The organism is Novosphingobium lindaniclasticum LE124, from assembly GCF_000445125.1.
Lineage (GTDB): Bacteria > Pseudomonadota > Alphaproteobacteria > Sphingomonadales > Sphingomonadaceae > Novosphingobium > Novosphingobium lindaniclasticum.
In genome coordinates this window covers 134506-157489 of the sequence record NZ_ATHL01000076.1, presented here as the reverse complement: position 1 = coordinate 157489, position 22984 = coordinate 134506, and the positions used below count along the sequence as shown (strand labels likewise).

The 22984-nt window shown below is 64.0% G+C and carries 23 protein-coding genes; 12 read left to right on the top strand and 11 right to left on the bottom strand.

What is annotated here, in order from left to right; all coding sequences use genetic code 11:
* Positions 1-19 precede the first annotated feature (19 nt).
* Positions 20-589 (bottom strand): hypothetical protein, encoded by a 570-nt coding sequence (locus tag L284_RS47945; protein ID WP_152524661.1) that lies wholly within the window; start codon positions 587-589, stop codon positions 20-22.
* Between the two features lie 15 nt (positions 590-604).
* Here L284_RS47945 and L284_RS35960 point away from each other — a divergent pair, with 15 nt between their 5' ends.
* Together L284_RS35960 and L284_RS35955 are read left to right on the top strand one after the other, a co-directional pair.
* Positions 605-907, top strand: coding sequence for a hypothetical protein (locus tag L284_RS35960; RefSeq protein ID WP_021234168.1), 303 nt, complete (start codon positions 605-607; stop codon positions 905-907).
* 77 nt (positions 908-984) lie between these two features.
* Positions 985-2268, top strand: a complete 1284-nt coding sequence (locus L284_RS35955) for a cystathionine gamma-synthase family protein (RefSeq protein ID WP_021234167.1) — start codon at positions 985-987, stop codon at positions 2266-2268.
* A 24-nt stretch (positions 2269-2292) separates the two neighbouring features.
* Here L284_RS35955 and L284_RS35950 read toward each other — a convergent pair whose 3' ends face one another.
* The 4 genes from L284_RS35950 to L284_RS35935 all read right to left on the bottom strand — a co-directional run bounded on the left by L284_RS35950 (position 2293) and on the right by L284_RS35935 (position 4529).
* Positions 2293-2859, bottom strand: a complete 567-nt coding sequence (locus L284_RS35950; RefSeq protein WP_235054367.1) for a DUF1989 domain-containing protein — start codon at positions 2857-2859, stop codon at positions 2293-2295.
* 17 nt (positions 2860-2876) lie between these two features.
* On the bottom strand, positions 2877-3557 hold the full coding sequence (gene gntA, locus L284_RS35945; protein ID WP_021234165.1) for a guanitoxin biosynthesis heme-dependent pre-guanitoxin N-hydroxylase GntA: 681 nt from the start codon (positions 3555-3557) through the stop codon (positions 2877-2879).
* 255 nt (positions 3558-3812) lie between these two features.
* On the bottom strand, positions 3813-4004 hold the full coding sequence (locus L284_RS35940) for a hypothetical protein (RefSeq protein ID WP_021234164.1): 192 nt from the start codon (positions 4002-4004) through the stop codon (positions 3813-3815).
* 15 nt (positions 4005-4019) lie between these two features.
* Positions 4020-4529, bottom strand: a complete 510-nt coding sequence (locus L284_RS35935) for a hemerythrin domain-containing protein (protein WP_021234163.1) — start codon at positions 4527-4529, stop codon at positions 4020-4022.
* Between the two features lie 229 nt (positions 4530-4758).
* On the opposite strand from L284_RS35935, the gene L284_RS35930 reads away from it, so the two are divergent.
* Positions 4759-5517 carry an SDR family oxidoreductase gene (locus L284_RS35930; protein WP_021234162.1) on the top strand — a complete coding sequence of 253 codons (759 nt, stop codon included), beginning with the start codon at positions 4759-4761 and terminating at the stop codon, positions 5515-5517.
* Here the strand turns inward: L284_RS35930 and L284_RS35925 are convergent.
* Complete coding sequence (locus tag L284_RS35925) at positions 5483-5812, bottom strand: hypothetical protein (protein ID WP_235054366.1); 330 nt, start codon at positions 5810-5812, stop codon at positions 5483-5485. The genes L284_RS35930 and L284_RS35925 overlap by 35 nt on opposite strands.
* A gap of 175 nt (positions 5813-5987) precedes the next feature.
* On the opposite strand from L284_RS35925, the gene L284_RS35920 reads away from it, so the two are divergent.
* Positions 5988-8228: a fused MFS/spermidine synthase gene (locus L284_RS35920; RefSeq protein ID WP_021234160.1), complete on the top strand. Its 2241-nt coding sequence runs from the start codon at positions 5988-5990 to the stop codon at positions 8226-8228.
* Positions 8229-8589: 361 nt separating this feature from the next.
* Here L284_RS35920 and L284_RS35915 read toward each other — a convergent pair whose 3' ends face one another.
* Both L284_RS35915 and L284_RS35910 read right to left on the bottom strand, forming a co-directional pair.
* The gene (locus L284_RS35915) at positions 8590-8853 is read right to left on the bottom strand and encodes a hypothetical protein (protein ID WP_031342178.1); all 264 of its coding nucleotides are present in this window, start codon (positions 8851-8853) and stop codon (positions 8590-8592) included.
* Positions 8854-9025: 172 nt separating this feature from the next.
* Positions 9026-9622 (bottom strand): TetR/AcrR family transcriptional regulator, encoded by a 597-nt coding sequence (locus L284_RS35910; protein ID WP_021234158.1) that lies wholly within the window; start codon positions 9620-9622, stop codon positions 9026-9028.
* A 123-nt stretch (positions 9623-9745) separates the two neighbouring features.
* Between L284_RS35910 and L284_RS35905 the strand changes: the two genes are divergently transcribed.
* The 3 genes from L284_RS35905 to L284_RS35895 are packed head-to-tail and all read left to right on the top strand — an operon-like array spanning position 9746 to position 15606.
* Positions 9746-10930 carry an efflux RND transporter periplasmic adaptor subunit gene (locus tag L284_RS35905; protein WP_021234157.1) on the top strand — a complete coding sequence of 395 codons (1185 nt, stop codon included), beginning with the start codon at positions 9746-9748 and terminating at the stop codon, positions 10928-10930.
* Positions 10931-10936: 6 nt separating this feature from the next.
* The gene (locus L284_RS35900) at positions 10937-14131 is read left to right on the top strand and encodes an efflux RND transporter permease subunit (RefSeq protein WP_021234156.1); all 3195 of its coding nucleotides are present in this window, start codon (positions 10937-10939) and stop codon (positions 14129-14131) included.
* A 2-nt stretch (positions 14132-14133) separates the two neighbouring features.
* Complete coding sequence (locus L284_RS35895; protein ID WP_021234155.1) at positions 14134-15606, top strand: efflux transporter outer membrane subunit; 1473 nt, start codon at positions 14134-14136, stop codon at positions 15604-15606.
* A gap of 61 nt (positions 15607-15667) precedes the next feature.
* On the opposite strand, the gene L284_RS0124185 is transcribed toward L284_RS35895, so the two are convergent.
* The gene (locus L284_RS0124185; RefSeq protein ID WP_031342176.1) at positions 15668-15868 is read right to left on the bottom strand and encodes a pectate lyase; all 201 of its coding nucleotides are present in this window, start codon (positions 15866-15868) and stop codon (positions 15668-15670) included.
* Positions 15869-15917: 49 nt separating this feature from the next.
* On the opposite strand from L284_RS0124185, the gene L284_RS0124180 reads away from it, so the two are divergent.
* The gene (locus L284_RS0124180) at positions 15918-16178 is read left to right on the top strand and encodes a LysR substrate-binding domain-containing protein (protein WP_031342174.1); all 261 of its coding nucleotides are present in this window, start codon (positions 15918-15920) and stop codon (positions 16176-16178) included.
* Positions 16179-16302: 124 nt separating this feature from the next.
* Positions 16303-17352 (top strand): NAD(P)-dependent alcohol dehydrogenase, encoded by a 1050-nt coding sequence (locus L284_RS35890; RefSeq protein WP_031342173.1) that lies wholly within the window; start codon positions 16303-16305, stop codon positions 17350-17352.
* A gap of 210 nt (positions 17353-17562) precedes the next feature.
* Here L284_RS35890 and L284_RS35885 read toward each other — a convergent pair whose 3' ends face one another.
* Positions 17563-19827: an NADP-dependent malic enzyme gene (locus tag L284_RS35885; protein WP_021234151.1), complete on the bottom strand. Its 2265-nt coding sequence runs from the start codon at positions 19825-19827 to the stop codon at positions 17563-17565.
* Positions 19828-20247: 420 nt separating this feature from the next.
* Between L284_RS35885 and L284_RS35880 the strand changes: the two genes are divergently transcribed.
* Both L284_RS35880 and L284_RS35875 read left to right on the top strand, forming a co-directional pair.
* Entirely contained in the window at positions 20248-20715 is a 468-nt protein-coding gene (locus L284_RS35880; RefSeq protein WP_021234150.1) for an outer membrane protein, read from the top strand.
* Positions 20716-20924: 209 nt separating this feature from the next.
* Complete coding sequence (locus tag L284_RS35875) at positions 20925-21332, top strand: hypothetical protein (protein ID WP_021234149.1); 408 nt, start codon at positions 20925-20927, stop codon at positions 21330-21332.
* A 45-nt stretch (positions 21333-21377) separates the two neighbouring features.
* Here the strand turns inward: L284_RS35875 and L284_RS35870 are convergent, their stop codons facing one another.
* Positions 21378-21740: a winged helix-turn-helix transcriptional regulator gene (locus L284_RS35870; protein WP_021234148.1), complete on the bottom strand. Its 363-nt coding sequence runs from the start codon at positions 21738-21740 to the stop codon at positions 21378-21380.
* A gap of 101 nt (positions 21741-21841) precedes the next feature.
* Between L284_RS35870 and L284_RS35865 the strand changes: the two genes are divergently transcribed.
* The gene (locus tag L284_RS35865; RefSeq protein WP_021234147.1) at positions 21842-22960 is read left to right on the top strand and encodes an NADH:flavin oxidoreductase; all 1119 of its coding nucleotides are present in this window, start codon (positions 21842-21844) and stop codon (positions 22958-22960) included.
* Positions 22961-22984 lie beyond the last annotated feature (24 nt).

Sequence of the window (22984 nt, the reverse complement as noted above, 5' to 3'; positions counted from 1 at the left end):
ACGAGCCGGCGAGGACTTTTCAGGCCGTGGGAGGGTAGGGATGGTGGCCGAAGACCCAGTGTGTGCGCGGGCTCGCGTGATCATCGGCCAGCACGACGGTAGCCTTGTGGCCCTTCATCCCGACTTGATGCGCAGCGTCGATCGCGCGGTTGATGGCGGCGCGTTGAGTCTCGAAGGCGGCGAGGAAAACGCCATGAAGGCTCACGGCCCACTCGAGTCCTTTGCGGACGACGTGGAAATCGCTTTGAAGCATGGATCCGTACTCCCGGTTTTTGTCTCTGACGATGGCGGAACCGTTCCTGCGTCCGTCACGGTCCGCCCGATTGATCCCGATTGCCGCTGAAAGCGGGGAGAATTTCAGAAGGCGATGTTTTTCCGTCCTGCTTCTCAACCTATTTAATTGAGAATGCAACGTCAAGGTTCTTGCTCCGCAGGCGGTGGCATTGTCGCCGAAGAGGTCATCCGGAGAGATGAAGCGCTGCGGGACCTGTCGAGCGGCGGTTTTCTGCGCTGTTCGCCGAAACTCCGGGCGTTCCTGCGCGTTGTAAAGAATTAGGAATCGCGCGGGGTCAGCGGGCTTCGCCGCCATCAGGAGTCAGGGAAAGTGAATATCTACGCAGGACACCGGAACCGTAACGAGCGGCTGGTTTCGCGTGATGACAATTCGCTCGGCAAGAATGCGCGGCGCGATGAACCGGTGCTCCAGGTGCGTCTCCTCGGCGAATCGGTCAGGGCGGCAGGGCAGTTTCAGCGTTCTGCGTTGGGGCATATCGATCATGAGCACTGGCTCGAGCGTCTTCGTGCGGATGGCCAGCGCCTGGTGGATCTCCTCACGCAGATGGGGTTCAGCCCCAGTACGGACCTGGGCAGCGACCTGCCCAAGCCCGGTGTGAAGCACCGCCTCTAGATCGTCCGATCTCTGCCATTGCAACTTGACGAATTATCGGCAGTTTATCTCCTTCGGCCCGGTCAGAGGAGAGGTATATGACGGCACCGCGTGAAAGCAAGACGGCGATCGGCGACCACCGGCTCCACCCCGATACCTTGATGCTGAACTACGGCTACGACCCGTTCCTGTCCGAGGGGGCGGTGAAGCCTCCGGTCTTCCTGACATCGACCTTCGTGTTCCCCACCGCCGAAGAGGGCAGGGACTTCTTCGATTACGTAGCCGGCCGCAAGGAGCCGCCGCCGGGGCAGGGGCGAGGGCTGGTCTATTCCCGGTTCAATCATCCCAACAGCGAGATCGTCGAGGATCGCATGGCGGTCTACGAGGGGGCCGAAGCGGGTGTGGTGTTCTCATCGGGGATGGGCGCGATCACCACTACGCTCCTGGCCTTTGCGCGGCCCGGCGATGTCATTCTCCATTCCCAACCTCTATACGGCGGCACCGAGACGCTGCTTGCCAGAACTTTCGCGAACCTCGGCATCAAAGCCGTGGGGTTCAGCGACGGACTCGACGAAGACGCCATAGCGCCGGCGGCCAAGGAGGCCGTGTCTCAAGGCCGCGTTTCCCTGGTCCTGATCGAGACGCCTGCAAATCCGACCAACAGCCTGGTCGATATCGCGCTCCTGAAGCGGCTTTGCGAGGACATCGAACGACAGCAAGGCCACCGCCCGCTCCTGGTCTGCGACAATACCCTGCTCGGACCGGTGTTCCAGCATCCGCTGCGGCTTGGCGCCGACATATCGCTCTATTCGCTCACCAAATATGTCGGCGGGCACTCGGACCTGGTTGCCGGGGCGGCGCTCGGTTCGGCCAAGCTCATGCGCGAAGTGCGCCTGCTGCGCAGCGCCATCGGTACCCAGCTAGACCCGCACAGCTGCTGGATGCTGGGCCGATCGCTGGAGACGCTGGGCCTGCGGATGGAGCGAGCGAACACCAATGCCACCGCCGCCGCAACGTTCCTGCGCGATCATGCCAAGGTTCAGGGCGTGGCCTACCCACCGTTCGCACAAGCCGGTACGAGGCAGGCCGAAGTCTTCGCAGCACAGTGCACCGGAGCGGGATCGACGTTCTCCTTCGACATCGCGGGCGGACAACCTGCCGCCTTCCGCTTCCTCAACGCACTGCAGATCTTCAAGCTGGCGGTGAGCCTTGGGGGCACGGAGTCGCTGGCCAGCCATCCGGCGACGACCACGCATTCCGGCGTGGCAGTCGACATCCGGAATCGTATCGGCGTTCTGGAATCGACGATCCGCCTCTCCATCGGCGTGGAGCATCCGGACGACATCGTTGCCGATCTTGCCCAGGCGCTCGACGCGAGTTGAACCCTCTGATCGTAGCCGTGCCGGTCAGTCCTCGATCCGATAATCGATCGGCTTGAACGTGCCACCATTGCTGGCATAAGCCGAGCAGGCGGTCAGACCGATGATCAGATCCTGCTCGGCCCGGAAGGAAACGCTGTCGCCGGCGCGACTGGGTGGCGGCAGGACCGAAATCCCGCCGGTGCTGTCGATCGGCACGTTCATGAAGCAGTTGAACGCCACCGGTATGTCGTCGGCGGTGACGCCGTAAGGAGCGAGCGCCTCCGCCAGATTACCGAAACATCCCCGGTGTTCGGGCTTGTCCGGGTAGAAGTGCCGGAAGGTGTCCACGCTGCACGGGGTAAGGAGGAAATCGTGGCAGCCGACGCTGTCCTCCTCGATCGTCAGCAGCACGCGGGATCGGTTCGACCAGATCCGATTGCCGCGCGTCAGCCTCAGGGTTTCCTCGTAATCGAACGTGCGGCCATTGCTGATCACTTCGCGCACATCGTCGGCCGCAAAGGCCAGCAGGTCGGATACTTGGGTACCGAGCGGATCGAGCACGGTCAGAAGCTGCCCGCGAGCCAGGGGAAAGGCCGCTCCGCTGCGGGGCATGATCCTGGTCGTTTCCATCACCGGGCAGCCCTCGGGTTCTGGAAAGGACATTGCCATTCGGGGCCAACCTCGCGCCCGCTATACTGCGCGGCTTCGCTCGCCTCGCCGTGCCGGGCGAGCATGGGATTGATCGAGCCTGCTATCTTGATGTCGCGTTCCAAAATGGTCTCTCGTATCTTTTCGTAGCGCCCTTGCGCCCGAAGCTGTTCGAACTGGTCGTGAAGATTGAACACCATCACCGGGCGCTCGAACCGCCGCGCCGGGCGACTGGCTTGGGGGTGCATGCCGACGACGAAGAAGGCTTCTCCTCCGAAGCTCAGCGAAAAATGGGGATCGTCGGGGTCGCTGCTGACCCGGCCATCGTAAGGAAGCCCCAGCCAGGCGTCCTTGTCGGTCAGCGACTGAACCCTGTTCCACAAGGCAAGTTCGAACTGGCCCTCGGTCAGAGGTTCGTCATCCGCGAAGATCACGGCAAGACTGCGGAACAGCGACGGATCTTCCTGATAGCTTGCCGTCCAGTCCAGCAGCTTTTCATAGATGACGAGGTCGTCCCAGCTGCTCTCGATGGAATGGCAGACGACGGTCGCCAACGTTCCGCGCGACAGTGCGGATTTGGCACCCACGCAAGGGAAGGACTTGGCTTCGATGAAGGCCCTGAACCGTTCTTCCCAGTGCGAGCGTTGATCTTCGGAAAGCACATGCTTCCTTTCCAGAGTTGAAGAGTCCCCGGAAGCTGCTGCAGCGTCTCCGGTATGGCGAATAGCGCTTTGAAACGGCATCACTTCAGCCGAAGGCATTCCAGCATTTCAGCGTCGTTCCTGATGCAGTCTTTCGGCCAGCCACAAGTGCCCCCCGGCGAAGATCAGCAGGACTGCTGCAAGAACGAGGATGACAGGATCGCCGCGTCCTCGCGCCGATGGGGCGGCAGCGGGCCATGCCCCTGTACGTGCGCCTCACCTTTTTTCCTCGAACTTTGCGCGCTGATCGTCCGGGTAATCCTCGGGCTTGACCGTGCTGACGTAAGGACGATCTTCCACTTTCTCGGGCTTCTGCGGGCCTTCCTTCTGGCGATGCGGATCGACCGCATCAGGCCGCGCATCGCCCAGAGGCTCGCGCCGGGTTCCGGTATCGTCCTGTTCCGTCATGGCCGTGGCTCCTTTTCAGGCCGCCTTGAGATTGATTGCGGTCGGCTGCGAGGGCGGCAAGCCATCGACCTTGGCTTGGGCGAGCAGTTCCTTCTTGCGGGCCAGCATACGATCCCGAAGGTCGACGAGATCCACATCGGTCTTGCGGCACTGGGCGAACATGCCCTCGGACTGCATTTCTTCCTCGTGAACGTGGTGCTTGATCTCTTCGGAAAGTACGGTGACTTTCGCATCGAAGAAATCATCCTCGGGCGATCCCGCCTCGATGTCGTTGATAAGAACTTTGGCCCCGTCATGCTCGACATAGGCTTCGTCGAGCGTGTCGTCCTCGATCTTGCCGCGGAAGCTGGGATAGAAGATTTCTTCTTCGATCAGGGTGTGGATCTTGAGTTCGGTGCAGATCTCATGAGCCAGCTTCTTCTTCTGAGCGGAAGACTTGGTCGCTTCGAACTTCTCGAACAGCGCCTCCACCTTGCGGTGATCGGCCTTCAGCAAGGCAATGGCATCGGTAAAGGATTCTGTCATGGGGTCCTCCTTCTCGGATTTCGTCCTGTAAAGTTCCCGAAACTTGCTCTCGTTCCCGCCATGTTGATCTAGGTTTATGCGATTAAGCCAGCCACGGGCGAGGAGAATGCCTGAACCGGAACCGTGATCGGGGCGGACTCGTGCCTGATGCGGAACGACCTCGTCTGTTGAGGACTTGTCCTTCTCGTGCGGTTCGCCGCCGCCCTCCAGCACAAGGACGCGACAGGTAATGAAGGATTTGTTCGACGCACATACCGCCAAGCCTGATCTGAACGGTCGCAAGGCGATCATCACCGGCGGCACCACCGGGATCGGCAGGGCCATTGCGGTGCTGCTTGCCAGCGAGGGCGTGGAGGTATTCATCTGCGGCCGCTCGCCCGAGCATCTGGGCGATGCGCTGGAGCGCATACGCGAGGTTGGCAAGGGTGACGGCGTGGCCCTCGACCTGGCAGACCCGGAACAGCTCGAAAGATTCTTCGATCAAGCGCGCAACGCGCTAGGGGATCCCGACATCGTCGTCGTCAATGCGGCCGTCCCGGCCTCGGCTTTGTCCGAGATGTTGGCGGATGAGATCCGCTACGCCGTCGCCGTCGATTTCACCGCCTACCTGCTCAGCGCCAAGGCGGCGCAGGAGACGCTGGTCGACAAGGGCGACATCGTCCTGATCGGCTCCATGTCGGCGCACGTCTTGGGAGCGGGATCTACCGTCTACGCGGGGATGAAAGCCGGAATCGCCGGCTTCGCCGAGGCTCTGCGCCGTGAACTGGGCCCTCAGGGTATCAAAGTCAGCCTTGTCGAGCCGGGCAAGACCGGGGCCGACTTCCAGTATCCCGACATCCCTGCGGAAAAGCAGCGCGAGATGATCGCGGAGGAGACCATGCTGCGTGCCGAAGACATCGCGGTGGGCGTCCACTATCTCCTGACGCAGCCGCGCCGTGCCGTCGTCCAGCAGCTCACGATCGCTCCGCGCGGCCAGGCGCAGGAATGAGAGCGTCGAACCAATCCGCATAGGGCGTATTGCCTATGAGGCGACGGTTGAGATCGGGATCGCCGTCGCTCCACCAGACCGGGCCGCGTTCTCCCAGAGCGCGCTTGGCCCGGTCCAATTCCCGGCGCGCGGCGGCTTCTGCATCGCGGTCCCCTGCGCGCTTGGCTTGGCCCACCGCGCGGCGGGCCTGCATCAGATCTCGAACGCGTTCCTCGCGGCAGGAGGGCGGCAGCGACGGATCGGACATGCGCCACAACCGCCCACGTACCACGAAATAGCGACCGTCAGGGGTCACCGGATAATCGCCTACGAATTGCACGGTTTTGGCCATGAGGAGCAAACGGGCGATCGTCGCGGAGGTTTCGCTTCCTGCGGCGCAACGCCCGGGTACGTGGCAAACGATGAGAGGACTGCTTTATCCCGGCACCTGCCTGCGTTAGAGCGCCCGCGCGCATTGGGATGAAACAAGGGTGGCCGCTGACGTGAAGGGCGAGGGAGAAGGGCGGGCAGCGCGCGGGCTATTCGTCGCCACTATATCGACGGGCAGCTTCCTGCTCTTCCTGGTGCAGCCGATGGTCGCCAGGATGGCGCTTCCTCGGCTGGGAGGTGCGCCGAACGTCTGGAACAGTGCCATGCTGGTCTACCAGGCGCTCCTCCTGGCCGGCTACGCCTATGCGCACATGCTGGGACGCTTGTCGCTGCGGCGGCAGACGATCGTGCACCTCGCGCTCCTGCTTCTGGCCGGATCGACGCTTCCCGTGGGCCTGTTCGATCTGGTGCAGCCGAAAGGACTGCCGGAGGCGCTGTGGGTTCCGGTGCTGCTGGGATTGAGCGTCGGTCCTGTGTTCTTCGCGGTCTCGGCGCAAGCGCCCTTGATGCAGCGGTGGTTCGCCGCCGATCCTGGAGCCGGTCAGCCCTGGGCTCTCTATGCCGCGTCCAACCTTGGCAGCTTCGCCGGGCTACTGGCCTATCCGCTGCTGGCCGAGCCGCTGCTGACTCTGCGCAGCCAGAGTATCGCCTGGTCGTGCGGCTTCGCCTTGCTGATCTCGCTGGTGATCCTCTGCGCTGCGAGCCGCCGCCACGCGCTGCCGCCGCCGCCTTCGCAAAAGCAGCTTTGGGGACAGGGCGTGCGGATTCCCGGCCGGACGATGGCGCTGTGGCTGGCGCTGGCGGCGATCCCTTCGGGCCTCATGCTCTCGACCACGACCCACCTGACGACGGACATCTTCGCGATGCCGCTGCTCTGGGTCATTCCGCTGGGGCTCTATCTGCTGAGCTTCGTCGTCGCCTTCGCCGACAACCGCGCGCCGGCCGCTGCCATCGCTTTCGTGACGCCTGTCGTGGTGCTGTTCGCGGGCAGCTATGCCATGCTGTCCAACGGATCGGGAACATTGTGGATCGCCGGAGGTGCGTGCCTCATGCTGTTCTGCATCGCGACGACACTGCACAAGCGGCTCTACGACCTTCGTCCCGCGCCTGCGCAATTGACGCGGTTCTATCTGGTGATGTCGGCGGGGGGCGCTCTGGGCGGGCTGTTCACCGCGCTGGTCGCTCCGCTCGTGTTCGACTGGGCCTGGGAGCATCCCCTGCTGGTCATGGCCGCGGCGGTTATCATGCCGCTCGATCCGATCCTGCGCTGGCGGAGCGGCGAAGGCATCGAACCGGGAATGGCGCGCGTGGCGCTCCTGCTCCTGCTGGCCTTCGCCGCGTTCCTGGGCTGGCAACTCGACCAGCGGGCGCTGCGTCCCGATGAAGGCCTGGCGGCAGTTTTGCTGACGGTTTTCCTGACCGGCACCGGCATCATGGTGATGGCCTGGCGCACCGCTTTCGTCACCGTTCTGGCGCTCGCCATGGTTGCGCAAGGCGGGATCTGGACGATTCGCGCCACGCTCGGCGGCGAACGAACGCGCAGCTATTTCGGCATCTACACGGTCCGCGACACGGCCGACGGTGCCTTGCGGACCCTTGCCCATGGCACGACCCTCCATGGCGAACAATCACTGGATCCCGTCAGATCGCGCGAGGCGCTGACCTACTACGGACCGACTTCCGGCGTGGCCCTGGCGCTTAACGCGGTGCCCCATCTCGAAGGAGCGGCTGCCCGCATCGGCGTGGTCGGGCTGGGCACGGGATCGCTCGCCTGCCGCGCCGTTCCGGGCCAGCGGTGGACGTTCTTCGAAATAGATCCGGTCATCCTGCAGTTCTCGACCAGCGAGCGCTTCACTTTCCTGCGGGACTGCACGCCCGGCGCCCGCGTGATCCTTGGCGATGCCCGATTGAAGCTGACGGATATGCCGGCGGGGGTCTTCGACGTGCTCGTGATCGACGCGTTCTCCAGCGATGCTATACCCGTGCACCTGCTCACGAAGGAAGCGTTGCAGGTCTATGCACGGGCACTCACGCCGCGCGGCCTCCTGCTGCTCCATATTTCCAACCGCTACCTCGATCTGGCGCCTGTCGTGGGCACCAATGCGGCGGCGAGCGGAATGACGGCGCTATCGCGGCTCGACCGTCCTATCGACACCGCTCTTTACACGCCTTCGCGCTGGATCGCCTTGTCGCGCGACGGATCGGTCGTGAAGGATCTGGCGAGGATAAGCGCCGATACGCCCTGGACGCCGCTGAACGATAGGGCCGCCCGCCCCTGGACCGACGATCACGCCTCCATCCTGCCCTTCGTCCGCTGGGACCGGCTGACAGGCCGTCCCTGAGGCGCGCCGAAAGTTCCCTGGCTGAGCGGCAAAGCGTGATGCGTGTTCTGTCATGGCCACACGTTTCCTCGTGTGGATTGGTCTCAGTTCGAGAGAGCACCAAAAGCCGGATTGCGGTGAGGCAGCGCGCCTCCCGCCTCTCAATGTGCCCAGCACCGACCGCCCAGTTTCACTCTGCTCGACGTGGCGATTCGCGGCGGGTCTGAATGATTGCCCCCAATTTCGTTGCAACGCCGGGCGCAAAGCTTTCCTCAGCCACTCGCAGCGGCTGTAAAGACCGCAATCACGATTGCATTCTTAGCATCAAACCGCTCTCCGGAGCGAAATTCCGGAGAGCGATCCCGACCCGTCAGGAAGCCGTTCAGTTCACGCGGTGTCGGTGCTTGCCGCCGAACTTTTTGCCGCAGAACTGTTCCAGTTCGCGCATTTCCGATGCTGCGGCGGTGGCGAGCGCGCTGGCACAAGGCAGGTTGGTTTCAGCGTCGGCGATGCGCGCTTCCACCTTCTCGCGCAATTCTTCGATATCGGCGCGGGTCAGAACATTCTTTTCACGCAAATAGCAGATCAGGCTCTGCAACAGGATCATCGCCTTGTCGCCTGATTCCACTTCGGTCTTCTCGATCATCTTGGGCATCCTCCGCACGACTTTTTACAGGGTCGTGTCTCAGCCAGAATGATACGACTTCAGGCTCGTGTCCAGCCTTTACACACATTTTGCGCAACGAAATGTCACAAGGCTTGGCTTCTTGCGAAACAAACGCATTATCGAGGCGAACCCGAGTAAAGTGCGCGCCAGCTTAGCGGGCCAGGGCGCCGATCTCCTGGCGCAGAATGGCCACAACGTTCCTGCGGACTTGCGCATGGTTCCGCTCGGGGGACAATTCCATCATCGCCATCATGCCCCACGACAGCAGAAAGATCAGGTCCACCACTTGCGATCGGCGGTTGCTGGGCGCCATCGGCGCAAGCGATTCTATCGCTTCGTCCAGGCGCAGCCTGACACGCTCGTCGGCCTGCCGGTTGAGGTCGGCGATGATGGGGTTCCTGCCGACTTCCGCCAACAGCTCGGCCATCAGGCGGCGGTCTTCCATGGACGGTTCGTCCGAACAGATGCGCTCGATCCAGGTCTCGATGGCGGCGGTGTCCCGGTTCGCCACGGCGGTTTCCAGCTGGTTTTCCTCAAGCCATGTGATCAGGTTCGCTTCGCAGATGGCAGCGATGATGGCTTCCTTGTTCGCGAAGTCCCGGTAGATCTGGCCGACCTTGATCCCGGAAGCGAGGGCGATCTGTGCCATGCCGGTCCTATGGAACCCTTGCTCGACAAACAGCTTTCTGGCGGTGTCCAGAAGATGTTCGCGGCGCGCCACCGAACGGGCTGCTCGCGAACGATCCATAATTATGTCATCTTTCACTGCATTCCTCCTCGCCTTGCAAACGCTTCGGCGACCCAATACACATCGCGCGAATCAATGAGTGAATACTCACTCACGCTTTAACTCTCATTGCGGGCTTGCTCCATGAAAAAGATCACCCCGGCTCTTGCCTTGCTCCTTGCCTCGTGCGGCGGCGGCGGAGAGCAGCAGGCTCCTGCCGGTCCTCCCGAGGTCGGCGTCGTCACGGTCAAGGAAGGCGCGGTCACGCTCAGCTCGGAACTTCCGGGCCGCACCACGGCCTTCGAGACGGCCGACGTGCGCCCGCAAGTGAACGGCCTGATCCTCCAGCGCCTGTTCCAGGAGGGCGACATGGTGCGCGCCGGACAGCCGCTCTATCGCATCGACCCCGCGCCCTACGAAGCGCAAGTCGCCAGCGCGCGTGCGGCACTGGTCCGCGCCCGCGCCAACATCGCGAACACCGCTGCCCTGGCCCGGCGGTACGGCGAACTCGTGAAGATCAACGCCATCTCGCGGCAGGAGGCGGAGAACGCCGTCGCCAGCGCCGCCCAGGCCCGCGCCGACGTTGCCGCCCAGGAGGCGGCAGTGCGCAGCGCCCAGATCGATCTGGCCCGCACGACCATTCGCGCACCGATCTCGGGCCGCATCGGCCGCTCCACTTATACCACCGGCGCGCTCGTTTCGGCTTCGCAGACCGACGCTCTTACGGTCATTCAGCGGCTTGATCCCATGTTCGTGGACATCCAGCAGTCGAGCACGGATGTCCTTCGCCTGCGTCAGGAGCTGCTTTCGGGCAATCTCTCGCGGGCCGGCGCGGCCGCCCGCGTGCGGCTGAAGTTGGAGGACGGCAGCACTTACGCGGAAGAAGGCACGCTCAAGTTCACCGACGTGACCGTCGACCCGTCGACCGGCAGCCAGGTGGTCCGCGTCCAGTTCGGCAACCCGCGCGGCCTGCTGCTGCCCGGCATGTACGTCCGGGCGGAACTGGTCGAAGGCACCAAGAGCAACGGCATCCTCGTGCCCCAATCGGCCGTGAGCCGAGACGAGAAGGGCAATCCTACGGCACTCACCGTCGGCGCCGGCAACAAGCTGGAAATGCGCAAGATCGAAGCACCGCGGACCGTCGGTACGAACTGGCTGGTGACGTCCGGTCTGAAGGCCGGCGACAAGGTCGTGGTGGACGGCGCGCAGATGCTGCGCCCGGGCATGCCCGTGAAGCCGGTCGCGCCGCAGGACGCCAAGCCTGCGGGCGGAGCACCCGCGCAGCAGGGCCGGAAGGCTGCAGGTCAAGACGCCGGACAGGGCCAGTAATCGATCATGGCACGTTATTTCATCGACCGGCCCATCTTTGCATGGGTCATCGCCATCGTGCTGATGATGTTCGGCGCGCTGGCGATCCGCAGCCTGCCGGTGTCCCAGTTCCCCGAGATCGCGCCGCCCACGGTGACGATCTCCGCCACTTATCCCGGCGCCGACGCGGAAACGCTGGAGCGCACGACCACGCAGATCATCGAGCAGCAGCTCAAGGGTATCGACAACCTGCGCTACTTCTCCGCGCAGTCGTCCTCGGCCGGTAACGTCAGCATCACTTTGACGTTCGAGCAGGGCACCGATCCCGACATCGCGCAAGTCCAGGTGCAGAACAAGCTGCAAGCGGCCACGGCGCTGCTGCCGCAGGAAGTCCAGCGCCAGGGCGTCACTGTCGCGAAGTCGGCGGCCAGCTTCCTCCTGGTCGCGGCGATCTATTCGCAGGACGGCAGCCACAGCGCCAACGACCTGTCGGACTATCTCGTCAGCCAGGTCCAGGACCCGGTCAGCCGCATCAACGGCGTCGGCGAGCTTCAGATCTTCGGCACCCAATATGCCATGCGCATCTGGGTCGATCCGCTGAAACTGCGCAGCTACAACCTGACGATCGGCGACATCCGAACCGCCGTGCAGGCGCAGAACGCGCAGGTTTCCGCCGGTCAGCTCGGCCAGCTTCCCGCGTCCAAGGAGCAGGAGCTCAACGCCACCGTTTCGGTTCAATCGCGCCTGCAGACCCCCGAAGAGTTCGGGAACATCCGCTTGCGTCAGGGCCAGAACGGCGCCGTGGTGCGTCTTCGCGACGTCGCACGGGTCGAACTTGGCGCCGAAATCTACGGCTTCGAAACGCAGTACAACGGCAAGCCCGCCTCGGGCTTCGGCGTAAAGCTGGCATCGGGCGCAAATGCGCTCGATACAGTGGACCTCGTGAAGGCCGAAATCGAACGTATCGCCCAGAACTTCCCGCAGGATGTAAAGGTCGTCTATCCTTACGATGCCACGCCGTTCGTCCGTCTGTCGGTCGAGCAGGTGGTCCACACCCTGATCGAAGCCGTCGTCCTCGTGTTCCTCGTCATGTTCCTGTTCCTTCAGAACTGGCGCGCGACGATCATCCCGACGATTGCGGTCCCGGTCGTGCTGCTCGGCACTTTCGGGGTCATGCAGGCACTCGGCTACTCCATCAACACACTCACCTTGTTCGGCATGGTGCTGGCGATCGGCCTGCTGGTCGACGACGCCATCGTCGTGGTCGAAAACGTCGAGCGTCTGATCCAGACGGAACATCTCAAGCCCAAGGAGGCCGCGCGAAAGTCGATGGACGAGATCAGCGGCGCGCTGATCGGCATCGGCATGGTGCTCTCCGCGGTGTTCCTGCCGATGGCCTTCTTCGGCGGTTCCACCGGCGTGATCTATCGCCAGTTCTCGATCACCATCGTCTCATCCATGGCGCTCTCGGTGATGGTCGCGCTGATCCTGACGCCGGCGCTCTGCGCCACGATCCTGAAGCCGCATGACCCCAGCAAGAACGAAGGCAACGGGCCGCTTGCCCGCTTCTTCCGCTGGTTCAACGACAAGTTCGACGCCGGCACCGTCAAGTACGAGAAGAGCGTTCGCGGGGCGGCCCGCAACTGGAAGCGCTCGGGCGTGGTCTATCTGCTGATTGTCGGCGCCATGGCGCTCATTTTCTGGCGCCTGCCGAGCGGCTTCCTTCCCGAGGAAGACCAGGGCACGATGATCGCGCTGGTCCAGGCGCCGCCAGGCGCGACGCTTCCCCGGACGCAACGGGGCCTGGATGTCGTTCGCGAGCACTTCCTCAGGGACGAGAAGGCGAACGTCGAATCCGTGTTCACCATCAGCGGCTTCTCGTTCAGCGGTCAGGGGCAGAATGCGGGCATGGCCTTCGTCAAGCTGAAGGACTGGAAGGACCGCAGCGGCGCCGAGAACAGGGCTCCGGCCATGGTCGGCCGTGCCATGGGCGCTTTCTCGAAGTACCGTGACGCCACGATCTTCGCGCTGGTTCCTCCCGCCGTGCAGGAGCTTGGCAATGCGACGGGCTTCGACCTGTGGCTCGTCGACCAGAACAACATCGGTCACGACAAGCTGGTCGCCGCGCGCAATCAGTTGCTTGGTCTTGCGGCTCAGGATCAGCGCGTGGCGCAAGTCCGTCCCGTCAGCCTCGACGATGCTCCACAGCTCGACATCAACATCGACCAGGACAAGGCCGGCGCGCTCGGGCTCGACCTCAGCACGGTGAACAGCGAGATCTCCACCGCATGGGGCGGCGCCTATGTGAACGACTTCCTCGATCGCGGCCGGACCAAGCGCGTCTATCTGCAGGCGGACGAGGCCTATCGCTCTTCGCCGGAGTCGATCCAGAACTTCTACGCCCGTGGCAGCGACGGCCAGATGGCGCCTTTCGGCTCGTTCTCGACGCTGTCGTGGAAGAAGGCTCCGGTCATCCTGACCCGCTACAACGGCCGTCCCGCCGTGCAGCTCCAGGGTGCGCCCGGGGCTGGTGTCAGCACCGGTGCAGCGATGGAGGCCATCGCCGAGATGCATCAGAAGCTGCCGCCGGGCACCGCCCTCGAATGGACCGGACTGTCCTATGAAGAACGCCTGTCGGGCGGACAGGCACCTGCGCTCTATGCCCTCTCGCTCTTCGTCGTGTTCCTGTGCCTTGCGGCGCTCTACGAAAGCTGGTCGGTTCCAATCGCAGTCATCCTGGTGGTTCCGCTGGGCGTCGTCGGCGCCGTGCTCGCCGCGAAGCTCACCGGCCTGAACAACGACATCTACCTGCAGGTCGGCCTGATCACTACGATCGGCGTGGCCGCGAAGAACGCCATTCTCATCGTGGAGTTCGCCGAGGAACGCGTGCAGGCCGGCATGAACGCCTTCAGCGCGGCCGTGGAAGCGGCAAGGCTTCGCCTTCGCCCGATCCTCATGACCTCGCTGGCCTTCGTGTTCGGCGTCTTGCCGCTGGCGGTTTCGAGCGGCGCGGGCGCGGGCGGTCAGAACGCCATCGGCCGCGCGGTCGTAGGCGGCATGCTCTCCGCCACGATCTTCGCGATCTTCCTGGTCCCGATGTTCTTCGTGGTCGTGAGCCGCCTGTTCAAGCACGGACAGACCGACAGGCACGAAGCTGAACCCGCAGTGGAGACCGAAGCCGGTCGCCGCTCATCCGACGGCACCGAGCCGCAGGGAATCTGAACATGAAAAAGTCCCTCATCGCCCTGATTGCCGGCACCACGATGCTGGCAGGGTGCAACCTGGCGCCGCGTTACGAGCGGCCCGTCGGCGCCGTTCCGGTGGCCCTGCCGCAAGGCGGGGTCTACCCGGCCGCCGCCACCGACGCCTTGGATGTAAGCCGCATCGGTTGGCAGGAATTCTTCCTCGATCCGCGCCTGCGGCAAGTGATCGAAACCGGGCTCGCCAACAATCGCGATCTCCGCGTCGCAGCCGCCAACGTGCTCCAGGCCCGTTCGCAGTTGCGCGTGCAGCGCTCGGCCCTGTTCCCGACCGTGAATGCGGGCGGGACAGCGACTTATACCAACAATATCATGGGTGCCATGGGCGCCGGGGGAGGTGCCGGAGCGGGCAACGTCTCTTCCGACATCGAGATCTATCAGGCGACTGCCGGGATCTCCGCCTTCGAACTCGACCTGTTCGGCCGCATCCGCAATCTGACCCGCGCCGCCCAGGAACAGTTCTTCGCCAGCGAGGAAGCCCAGCGTTCCGCGCGGATCAGCCTTATCGCGGAAATTGCGACGGCCTGGCTGACGATGGCGTCCGATACCGAGCAACTGCGTCTTTCGCGGCAGACGCTCAAGACCTTCGAAGACACCTTGCGCCTCACGCGGGAGCAATTCCGCATCGGCGTCGGCTCGGAACTGGAAGTGCGCCAGGCCGATACCAACTACCAGAGCGCGGTGAACGACATCGCCGCTCTGGAAGCCAGCATCGCGCTCGACCAGAACGCGCTGAACCTGCTCGTCGGCACCACGGTGGCGCAGGAGCAGCTGCCCAGCGGCCTTTCGTCCGACCCGGTGACGCGTGACGCCTTGCCGTCCGACGTGTCGTCCGACGTGCTGCTGCGCCGCCCCGATGTGCTTCGCGCCGAGCATCTGCTGATTGCGGAAAACGCCAACATCGGCGCGGCACGGGCCGCCTTCTTCCCGACGATCTCGCTGACGGGAACCGTCGGCACGATCAGCACGGCGCTGTCCGGCCTCTTCAAGTCCGGAACCTACACGTACAGTGCGTCGCCCGGTCTCTCGCTTCCTCTCTTCGACGGCGGGCAGCGAGCGGGTAATCTGGCCTACGCCAAGGCCTCGCAGCAGGCGGCGGTGGCGACGTACGAGAAGGCGATCCAGACCGCGTTCCGCGAGGTGGCCGATGCGCTGGCACAGCGCGGCAAGATCGGGGACCAGATCCAGGCGCAGTCCAACCGGGCGGAGTCCGCGCGGGTCGCCGCGCGCCTGTCGGATGCCCGGTTCAAAGCCGGGGTGGACTCGTTCCTGACCTCGCTCGACGCACAGCGCACGGCTTATGCGGCGGAGCAGCAGTTGGTTGCGACGCGCCTCATCCAGGCCAGCAATCTGGTCGAACTCTACCGTTCGCTCGGCGGAGGCCTCGGAGGCGAGCAGCCTGCCGGAGCAGGACAGACCGCGGCGCCGCAAAACTGAAGGCGAAAGGTCCGCAGGCGAACGAGTTATGCTTCGCCGCCTGCGGACCTGTTCGCGTCGGCTAGCGCCTGCCGACCACCGCGCATAGGCGTTCAGTGCCTTCCGCGGCAGGGTCGCGCAGGGCGACTTCCCGCGGCCACGAGACACCGCCCTCGATCGTCGAACGGACGGCAGGCGAGGGCGAGGGTTGGTCCATGAGGAAGATCAGCACTTCGGTGGTTTCGCCGCTTGCCACGGAGCGCGGCTCGTAATTGCGGGCCAAGTGGGTTCCAGCGGCAAGGAATCCATCGAGAAGGGGCGACGAATGCGAGGTGATCGACGTTTCCGGCCCGGTCACCATCGGGAATTCCCGCATCGGCCTGCACATGGCGCTGAGCGGTGCGGCGCTGATCTATGCCGCCGAACCCTCCATCGCCGCGCTTGTCGCGGAGGGGCGGCTTCGCGTGGTTCTGGAGGAGTGGGGCTCGAGGGGCGAGGCGTTCCACATCTACTATTCCAGTCGGAGGCAGGTGCCTTCCAGCCTGCGCCTGCTGATCGACCTCATTCGCGAAATCAGACCAATGGGCTTCTAGCCGTTCATGAATTGGGCTCATCACTGCATTCGACAAGTTCGGGGGTTATCGGCGGAACGGAGCAGTCTAGATTTGGAGGATGCGGCTTCGCCGTCTGTCCATCGTTTACCGGGAACAAACAACCATGACGAAAGCATTTGGTGTCGTCACCGAAAAGGCGCCGCTCGAGGCGCTGGAGATCGTGCGCCGCGAGCCAGGCGCGCACGACGTGTCTATCGACATCGCCTATTGCGGGGTTTGCCATTCGGACCTGCACCAGGCACGCGGCGAGTGGGCGGGAACGCTCTATCCCTGCGTTCCGGGCCATGAGATCGTCGGCCGGGTGACGGCCGTGGGCAGCGAGGTTTCGGCCTTCAAGGTCGGCGACACCGTCGGCGTGGGCTGCATGGTCGACAGCTGCCAGCACTGTCCGGCTTGCGACGAAGGCCTCGAGCAGTATTGCGACAACGGCTTCGTCGGCACATACAACGGCACGACCGCGGATGCTCCGGGGCACACCCTTGGCGGCTACTCGCAGAGCATCGTCGTCAGCGACAAGTTCGTGTTGAAGATCAGCCACCCGGACGAACAGCTGGCAGCCGTGGCGCCGCTGCTTTGCGCCGGCATCACCACCTGGTCGCCGCTGCGCCATTGGAATGCCGGACCCGGCAAGAAGGTCGGGATCGTCGGCATCGGCGGACTCGGCCACATGGGCGTCAAGCTGGCTCACGCGCTCGGGGCGCACGTCGTGGCCTTTACGACTTCCGAAAGCAAGCGCGAGGCAGCGCGGGAACTCGGAGCCGACGACGTGGTGGTGTCGCGCAATGCCGACGAGATGGCCGCTCATGCCAACAGCTTCGACCTTATTCTCAACACGGTGGCCGCCAGCCATGACCTCGATGCTTTCACCGCGCTGCTGAAGCGCGATGGCACGATGACGCTGGTGGGCGTTCCCGAGCATCCGCATCCGTCGCCGAACGTCGCCGCGCTGATCTTCCGCCGCCGGGCGATCGCCGGCTCGCTGATAGGCGGAATCGCCGAGACTCAGGAGATGCTGGATTTCTGCGCGGAAAAAGGTGTCGTTGCCGACATCGAGATGATCGACATCCAGGACGTCAACGAAGCCTACGATCGCATGCAGAAGAGCGACGTGAAGTATCGCTTCGTGATCGACAACGCGACGCTGCAGGCCTGAGCTTTCCCATGCTCCTGGCGCGCGGTCGCACCGGGAGCATGGCTTGGGCTGAAGGCGCTATGCCTACGACGTCATGCGCAGATTAACATAATATATATTACCAACCCAACTGGTCACCGCGTCTTGCTCGGAACGCCGAGGTCTGACTTACCCTTCCGGGCTACCCGTGAGCAAGCCGCCTACTCGGCCCCTCGCTCACGGGTATCGTGATCACACCGTTTCCAGTTGCGCCGCCGCGATCGCCGTGAGGTTGAGAATACCGCGTGCGGTGACGCCCGGCGTCAGGACGTGGATCGGCTGCGAGAGCCCCATCAGCATCGGGCCCACCGTAGGCGAACTCGACGAGGCCGAGAGCGCAGTCAGCGTGATGTTCGCCGCGTCGAGGTTCGGCATGACCAGCAGGTTGGCCGGCCCCTCGAACCGGGCATCCGGGACGAGACGATCGCGCAGCGCCTGGCTGAGCGCGGCATCGGCGTGCATCTCACCGTCCACCAGCAGGTCCGGCGCCGCTGCCTTCGCGATCTTCAGGGCCGCGCGCATCTTGCGGGCACTCGGGCTATGCGAAGCGCCGAAGTTCGAGTGCGACAGCAGCGACACGCGCGGGCGCAGGCCGAAGTGCTTGAGCTGTGTGGCGCCGAGCAGCGCCATCTCGGCGATCTGCTCGGGCGTGGGATCCGGCACCATGTGGGTGTCGGTGATGAACAAGGCACCCGCATCGAGGATCAGCCCTGAAAGCGCATAGACGCGGCTGATATCGGGCTTGCGGTCGATCACGCGCAGGACGTGCTCGATCTGGCCCCAATATTCGGAGCGCCCGCCCACCAGTGCAGCATCGACGCGCCCCGTCCGCAGCAGCAGCGCCGCCGTCAGCGTGGGGCGCCGGTAGACGTGCCGCGGGATCTCGTCCGCAGGCACGCCCTTGCGCGAAGCGATGGCGCGATAGGCTTCGACCAGCTCGGTCATGATCTCATGGTCCGTCTCGGGATCGATCACCTCGACATCGCGATCCAGCTCGAAGCTCAGGCCAAGGTTCGGCAGCTTCTGCTCGAGGACGCGGCGACGGGCGACGATCATGGGACGGGCGATGTCTTCATCGAGCGCGTCCTGAATCGCGCGGAGCACGCGCTCGTCCTCACCTTCGCCGTAGACGATCCGGCAGGCCGAGCCGCGTGCAGCTTCGAACACCGGAAGCATGAGCTGGCCGGAGCGCGTGTTCTGGCGCGTGAGCTTGCGCTTGTAATCGTCAAGATCGATCGTCTTGCGCGCGACGCCGCTCGCCATGGCGGCCTTGGCGACGGCGGTGGCGATCTCGCCGATCAGGCGCGGATCGAAAGGCGTCGGGATGATGTATTCCGGGCCGAACACCAGCTTGCGGCCGCCATAGGCCTGGGCGACGCTATCATGCGCAGGCAACCGGGCGAGCGCCGCGATGGCCTCGGCGGCGGCGGCCTTCATCTCTTCGTTGATCGCCGTGGCGCCCACGTCGAGTGCGCCCCGGAAGATGTAGGGGAAGCACAGGACGTTATTGACCTGGTTCGGATAGTCAGAGCGGCCGGTGGCGATGATGGCGTCGGGACGGACCTCACGCGCGATCTCCGGCCGGATCTCGGGTTCAGGATTGGCCAGGGCGAAGATCAGCGGATTGGGCGCCATCAGCGGCAGCCACTCGGGCTTGAGCACGCCGGGGGCCGAGAGGCCGAGGAACAGGTTGGCGCCCGGCAGCACCTCGGGAAGCGACCGCGCGTCGGTCTGGCGGGCATAGCGCGCCATGTTCGGCAGCATGCCCTCGCGCCCCGAATGGATCACTCCGTCCTTGTCGGTAAGGGTTACGTTCTCGACCGGAAGCCCCATCGATACCAGCAGGTCCACGCAGGCGAGAGCGGCCGCCCCTGCCCCCGAGGTGACCAGCCTGGCTTCCGCCAGCGTCTTGCCCTGGAGGACCAGAGCGTTCCGAACGGCGGCGGCGACCACGATGGCGGTGCCATGCTGGTCGTCGTGGAACACCGGAATGTTCATGCGCTCCTTGAGCCGCGCCTCGATGGCGAAGCATTCAGGGGCCTTGATGTCTTCCAGGTTGATGCCGCCGAACGTGGGTTCGAGCAGGGCGACCGCTTCGACGAACTTGTCGGGATCGGTCGTGTCCACCTCAAGGTCGAACACGTCGATATCGGCGAATTTCTTGAAGAGGACCGCCTTGCCTTCCATGACCGGCTTGGAAGCCAGTGCGCCGATCGCGCCCAGGCCGAGCACGGCCGTGCCGTTGGAGATGACGGCGACCAGGTTGCCGCGCGCGGTATAGTCCAGCGCCTTGTCGGGATCGGCCGCGATCTCCACGCAAGGGGCCGCGACCCCTGGCGAATAGGCCAGCGCAAGGTCGCGCTGGTTGACCATGCGCTTGGTAGGCTCGATGCGGAGCTTACCCGGCTGCGGATGGAGATGGTAATCGAGGGCTGCGCGGCGGAGATTGTCGTCCATGGCGGCCCTCATAGGCAAAGGTTTCGCGCTTGCCTATGCCTTCCGCGCCAGCATCTTTTCCTCTCCGTGCAGAAGCATGCTTTTACATTTCGGGCGGTGACCTCGGGTTGGCCGCGGCGAATGGCGCGTCGGGTCGCAAAACCGTACTTTTCGTGGGTTATCCTGAGTTGTCCGGTCGCTATCCCGCCCCAATGCCGGATTTATCCACAGTCTATTTGTGAACAGTCACAGCCGTCATGACCGCGACGAAATGGGTCGAAAACCCGCAGAATTCCTTGCCGGAAGCAAGGTCTGCCCGGCCCGCCGCCCGATTTCTGACTGTCATCAGAATGACTTGTTCACATCGGCGCAAGACCGCGCGGTCCAATCGGTGGCTGCCCGGAAGAGGGCCGGGGAAGATGAAAAGTACTGGAGTTATTTATGCGTATTGCACTTGTTTCGCTCGCTGCTGTTGCCGCCGTTGCCGCCGCCTCACCCGCTCTCGCGAACGAGACCCGCATCGAAGCGCGCACCGGCGTGATCTGGAACGGTAGCGACAGCGAAGCCGTGGCCGGCGGTGCCATCGGATACGACTACGATATCGGCGACAAGCTGTTCGTGGGCGTCGAAGGTTCTGCCGACAAGGTTCTCGCCAGCGACACCCGCGTATCCTGGGGTGTCGGCGGCCGCGCGGGCGTCAAGCTCACGCCGGCGACGAAGCTCTATGCCGCGTCGACCTGGCAGTCGAAGTTCACCAAGTACGGCAACAGCGCCGTCGGCGTCGGCGGCGGTATCCAGCAGGATCTCGGCAACAAGTTCTATGGCAAGGCTGAGTACAAGCACCTGATCGTCGGCGACAACACCCCCGACGCGGATGTCGGCCTGGTCGGCGTCGGCATGAAGTTCTGATCCGACACCCGCTTCGGCCGGCATTGCGGCCAGCCACCGGGATGGCCGGTGCAGGACAGGGAAGAAAGGGCGGCTCAGGCGAGCCGTCCTTTTTTCGTCACGTTTCCTGAGGCCCCGGAGCTCGGCGGAGGCCATTTCGCTGGCCCCCGCTTTTCGCTAGGGAAGGTCCTGCGGGTGGGAACTTCGGATAACCATTTGGGAAGACGATCATGACGGAATTTGCGTTGGGGCTGGCAATCCTTGCAGGCGCAAGCTTCCCGGCCGCCGTGGATGCCGAGGCACCGGGCGCGACTACGGGCCGGGCCGCCGTGGAAAAGCTCGTCGGCAACACGCTGGAAGAGGACGATTCGGCATCTCCCGGCGCGCACGTGATCTTTCTCAAACAAGGCGGCATCGCCCGTATGCGGGAGCATGGCAAAGGGCAGCCGATCATGAAGCAGCGCTGGACGATCAGCCCGGACGGCCTGCTCTGCGTTTCGGAAAATCGCAGCCCCGGCAATACGGACAGCGAGTGCGCCACTGTGGTAATCGACGGCGACCGCGTGGAGATGAGCGTGGCCGATCTCGACGAGCCGCTGACTGCCCGACTTCTTCCTGGCAATCCGTATAAGCTGTAAGGCCTAATCCTCTGATATAGATTAAAGCTATATCCTGAATACGCTTCAGGGAAGGCGCAGATCGAACGCTTTGCGTGAAGCTTCCACGTCCTCGATATTGTCCAGCGTCCAGCGGTAGAGCGCCTTGAACGGCGCGTGGAGCGAATGCCCGAGGGGCGTGATCTCGTACTCGACGCCCACAGGCGAGGTCGGGATCACGCGTCGGTGCAGCAGACCGTTGCGCTCCAGCTTGCGCAGGCATTGCGTCAGCGCCTTTTGCGTCACGCCTTCGACATGGCGCTTGATGGCGTTGAAGCGCATCGGACCAGGGACCAGCACCGTCAGGACCATCATCGACCACTTGTCCGCAATCTGATCGAACAGCTGGCGGCTAGGGCAGTCGATGTTGAAATGCTGACATTCGGGCACGAGGTTTCTTTCCGTATACTTAGGCGATCAAAGGTGCCTCATTGACGCTAGATATACAGTTTATACCTAGGGACATCGCTTTTCAATGGAGACCTGCCCGCATGTCGGCACCCGATATCGAAGTCCTGTTCCGCCCCTTCCGCATCCGCTCGCTGAATCTGCCCAATCGTATCGTCATGGCGCCGATGACGCGCGGCTTCGCGCCCGAAGGCATTCCCGGAGGACCGCAGGCCGCCTACTACCAGCGCCGCGCCCAAGGCGGCGTGGGCCTGATCCTTTCGGAAGGGACGGTGATCGACCGTCCGGCATCGCGCAACATGGCGGGTATTCCGCTCTTCCACGGCCAAGAGGCTCTGGCCGGATGGCAGGACGTGATCGGCGCGGTCCATGCCGCAGGCGGCAGGATGGGTCCGCAGATCTGGCATACCGGATCGACGAAGGGCCTCGATGGCTGGGATCCGGGCGTGCCGGTCGAAAGCCCGTCGGGTCTGCTCGCACCGGGGGAGCCGCACGGCCAGGCAATGAGCGAGGAAGATATCGCCGATGCCGTGTCCGCCTTCGCGCGCGCCGCCGCCGATGCCAAGCGCCTTGGCTTCGACACCGTCGAGATCCACGGCGCCCATGGGTACCTGATTGATCAGTTCTTCTGGGCCGGAACCAACGAGCGCAGCGACCGCTATGGCGGCGCCACGATTCGCGAACGCTCGCGCTTCGCCGGTGAGGTGGTGACCGCCGTCCGCGAAGCCGTAGGTCCCGACTACCCGATCATCCTGCGACTCAGCCAGTGGAAGCAGCAGGACTACCGCGCGCGGCTTGCCGAAACGCCGGACCTCATGGCGGAGTGGTTGCAGCCGCTGGTCGATGCCGGTGTGGACGTCCTCCACTGCTCGCAGCGCCGGTTCTGGGAGCCGGAATTCGCCGAAATCGACGGAGAAAAGGGCCTGAATTTCGCCGGCTGGGCGAAGAAGTTGACGGGCGCGGCGACGATCAGCGTCGGTTCGGTGGGCCTCTCCGGCGAATTCCTGGCAGCGTTCGGTGGAGAAAGCTCGACCTCGACGGCTCTGGACGACCTTGTCGAACGCATGGAGCGCGACGAATTCGATCTGATCGCGGTGGGCCGCGCCTTGATCGCCGATCCCGATTGGGTCGCCAAGGTCAGACAGGGTGAGGCCGCGAAGCTCAAGGGCTTCGACGCGGCAGCGCTGGGCGAACTCGTCTGACGCCATACAGGCGGAGCGTTTCGC

Coding starts and splice junctions, on each gene's coding strand:
- L284_RS47945 (WP_152524661.1), bottom strand. CDS start 589: ATGGCGGCGAAGCCCGCTGACCCCGCGCGATTCCTAATTCTTTACAAC.
- L284_RS35955 (WP_021234167.1), top strand. CDS start 985: ATGACGGCACCGCGTGAAAGCAAGACGGCGATCGGCGACCACCGGCTC.
- L284_RS35950 (WP_235054367.1), bottom strand. CDS start 2,859: ATGCCCCGCAGCGGAGCGGCCTTTCCCCTGGCTCGCGGGCAGCTTCTG.
- L284_RS35940 (WP_021234164.1), bottom strand. CDS start 4,004: ATGACGGAACAGGACGATACCGGAACCCGGCGCGAGCCTCTGGGCGAT.
- L284_RS35935 (WP_021234163.1), bottom strand. CDS start 4,529: ATGACAGAATCCTTTACCGATGCCATTGCCTTGCTGAAGGCCGATCAC.
- L284_RS35930 (WP_021234162.1), top strand. CDS start 4,759: ATGAAGGATTTGTTCGACGCACATACCGCCAAGCCTGATCTGAACGGT.
- L284_RS35915 (WP_031342178.1), bottom strand. CDS start 8,853: ATGATCGAGAAGACCGAAGTGGAATCAGGCGACAAGGCGATGATCCTG.
- L284_RS35910 (WP_021234158.1), bottom strand. CDS start 9,622: ATGGATCGTTCGCGAGCAGCCCGTTCGGTGGCGCGCCGCGAACATCTT.
- L284_RS35905 (WP_021234157.1), top strand. CDS start 9,746: ATGAAAAAGATCACCCCGGCTCTTGCCTTGCTCCTTGCCTCGTGCGGC.
- L284_RS35900 (WP_021234156.1), top strand. CDS start 10,937: ATGGCACGTTATTTCATCGACCGGCCCATCTTTGCATGGGTCATCGCC.
- L284_RS35895 (WP_021234155.1), top strand. CDS start 14,134: ATGAAAAAGTCCCTCATCGCCCTGATTGCCGGCACCACGATGCTGGCA.
- L284_RS35890 (WP_031342173.1), top strand. CDS start 16,303: ATGACGAAAGCATTTGGTGTCGTCACCGAAAAGGCGCCGCTCGAGGCG.
- L284_RS35885 (WP_021234151.1), bottom strand. CDS start 19,827: ATGGACGACAATCTCCGCCGCGCAGCCCTCGATTACCATCTCCATCCG.
- L284_RS35880 (WP_021234150.1), top strand. CDS start 20,248: ATGCGTATTGCACTTGTTTCGCTCGCTGCTGTTGCCGCCGTTGCCGCC.
- L284_RS35875 (WP_021234149.1), top strand. CDS start 20,925: ATGACGGAATTTGCGTTGGGGCTGGCAATCCTTGCAGGCGCAAGCTTC.
- L284_RS35865 (WP_021234147.1), top strand. CDS start 21,842: ATGTCGGCACCCGATATCGAAGTCCTGTTCCGCCCCTTCCGCATCCGC.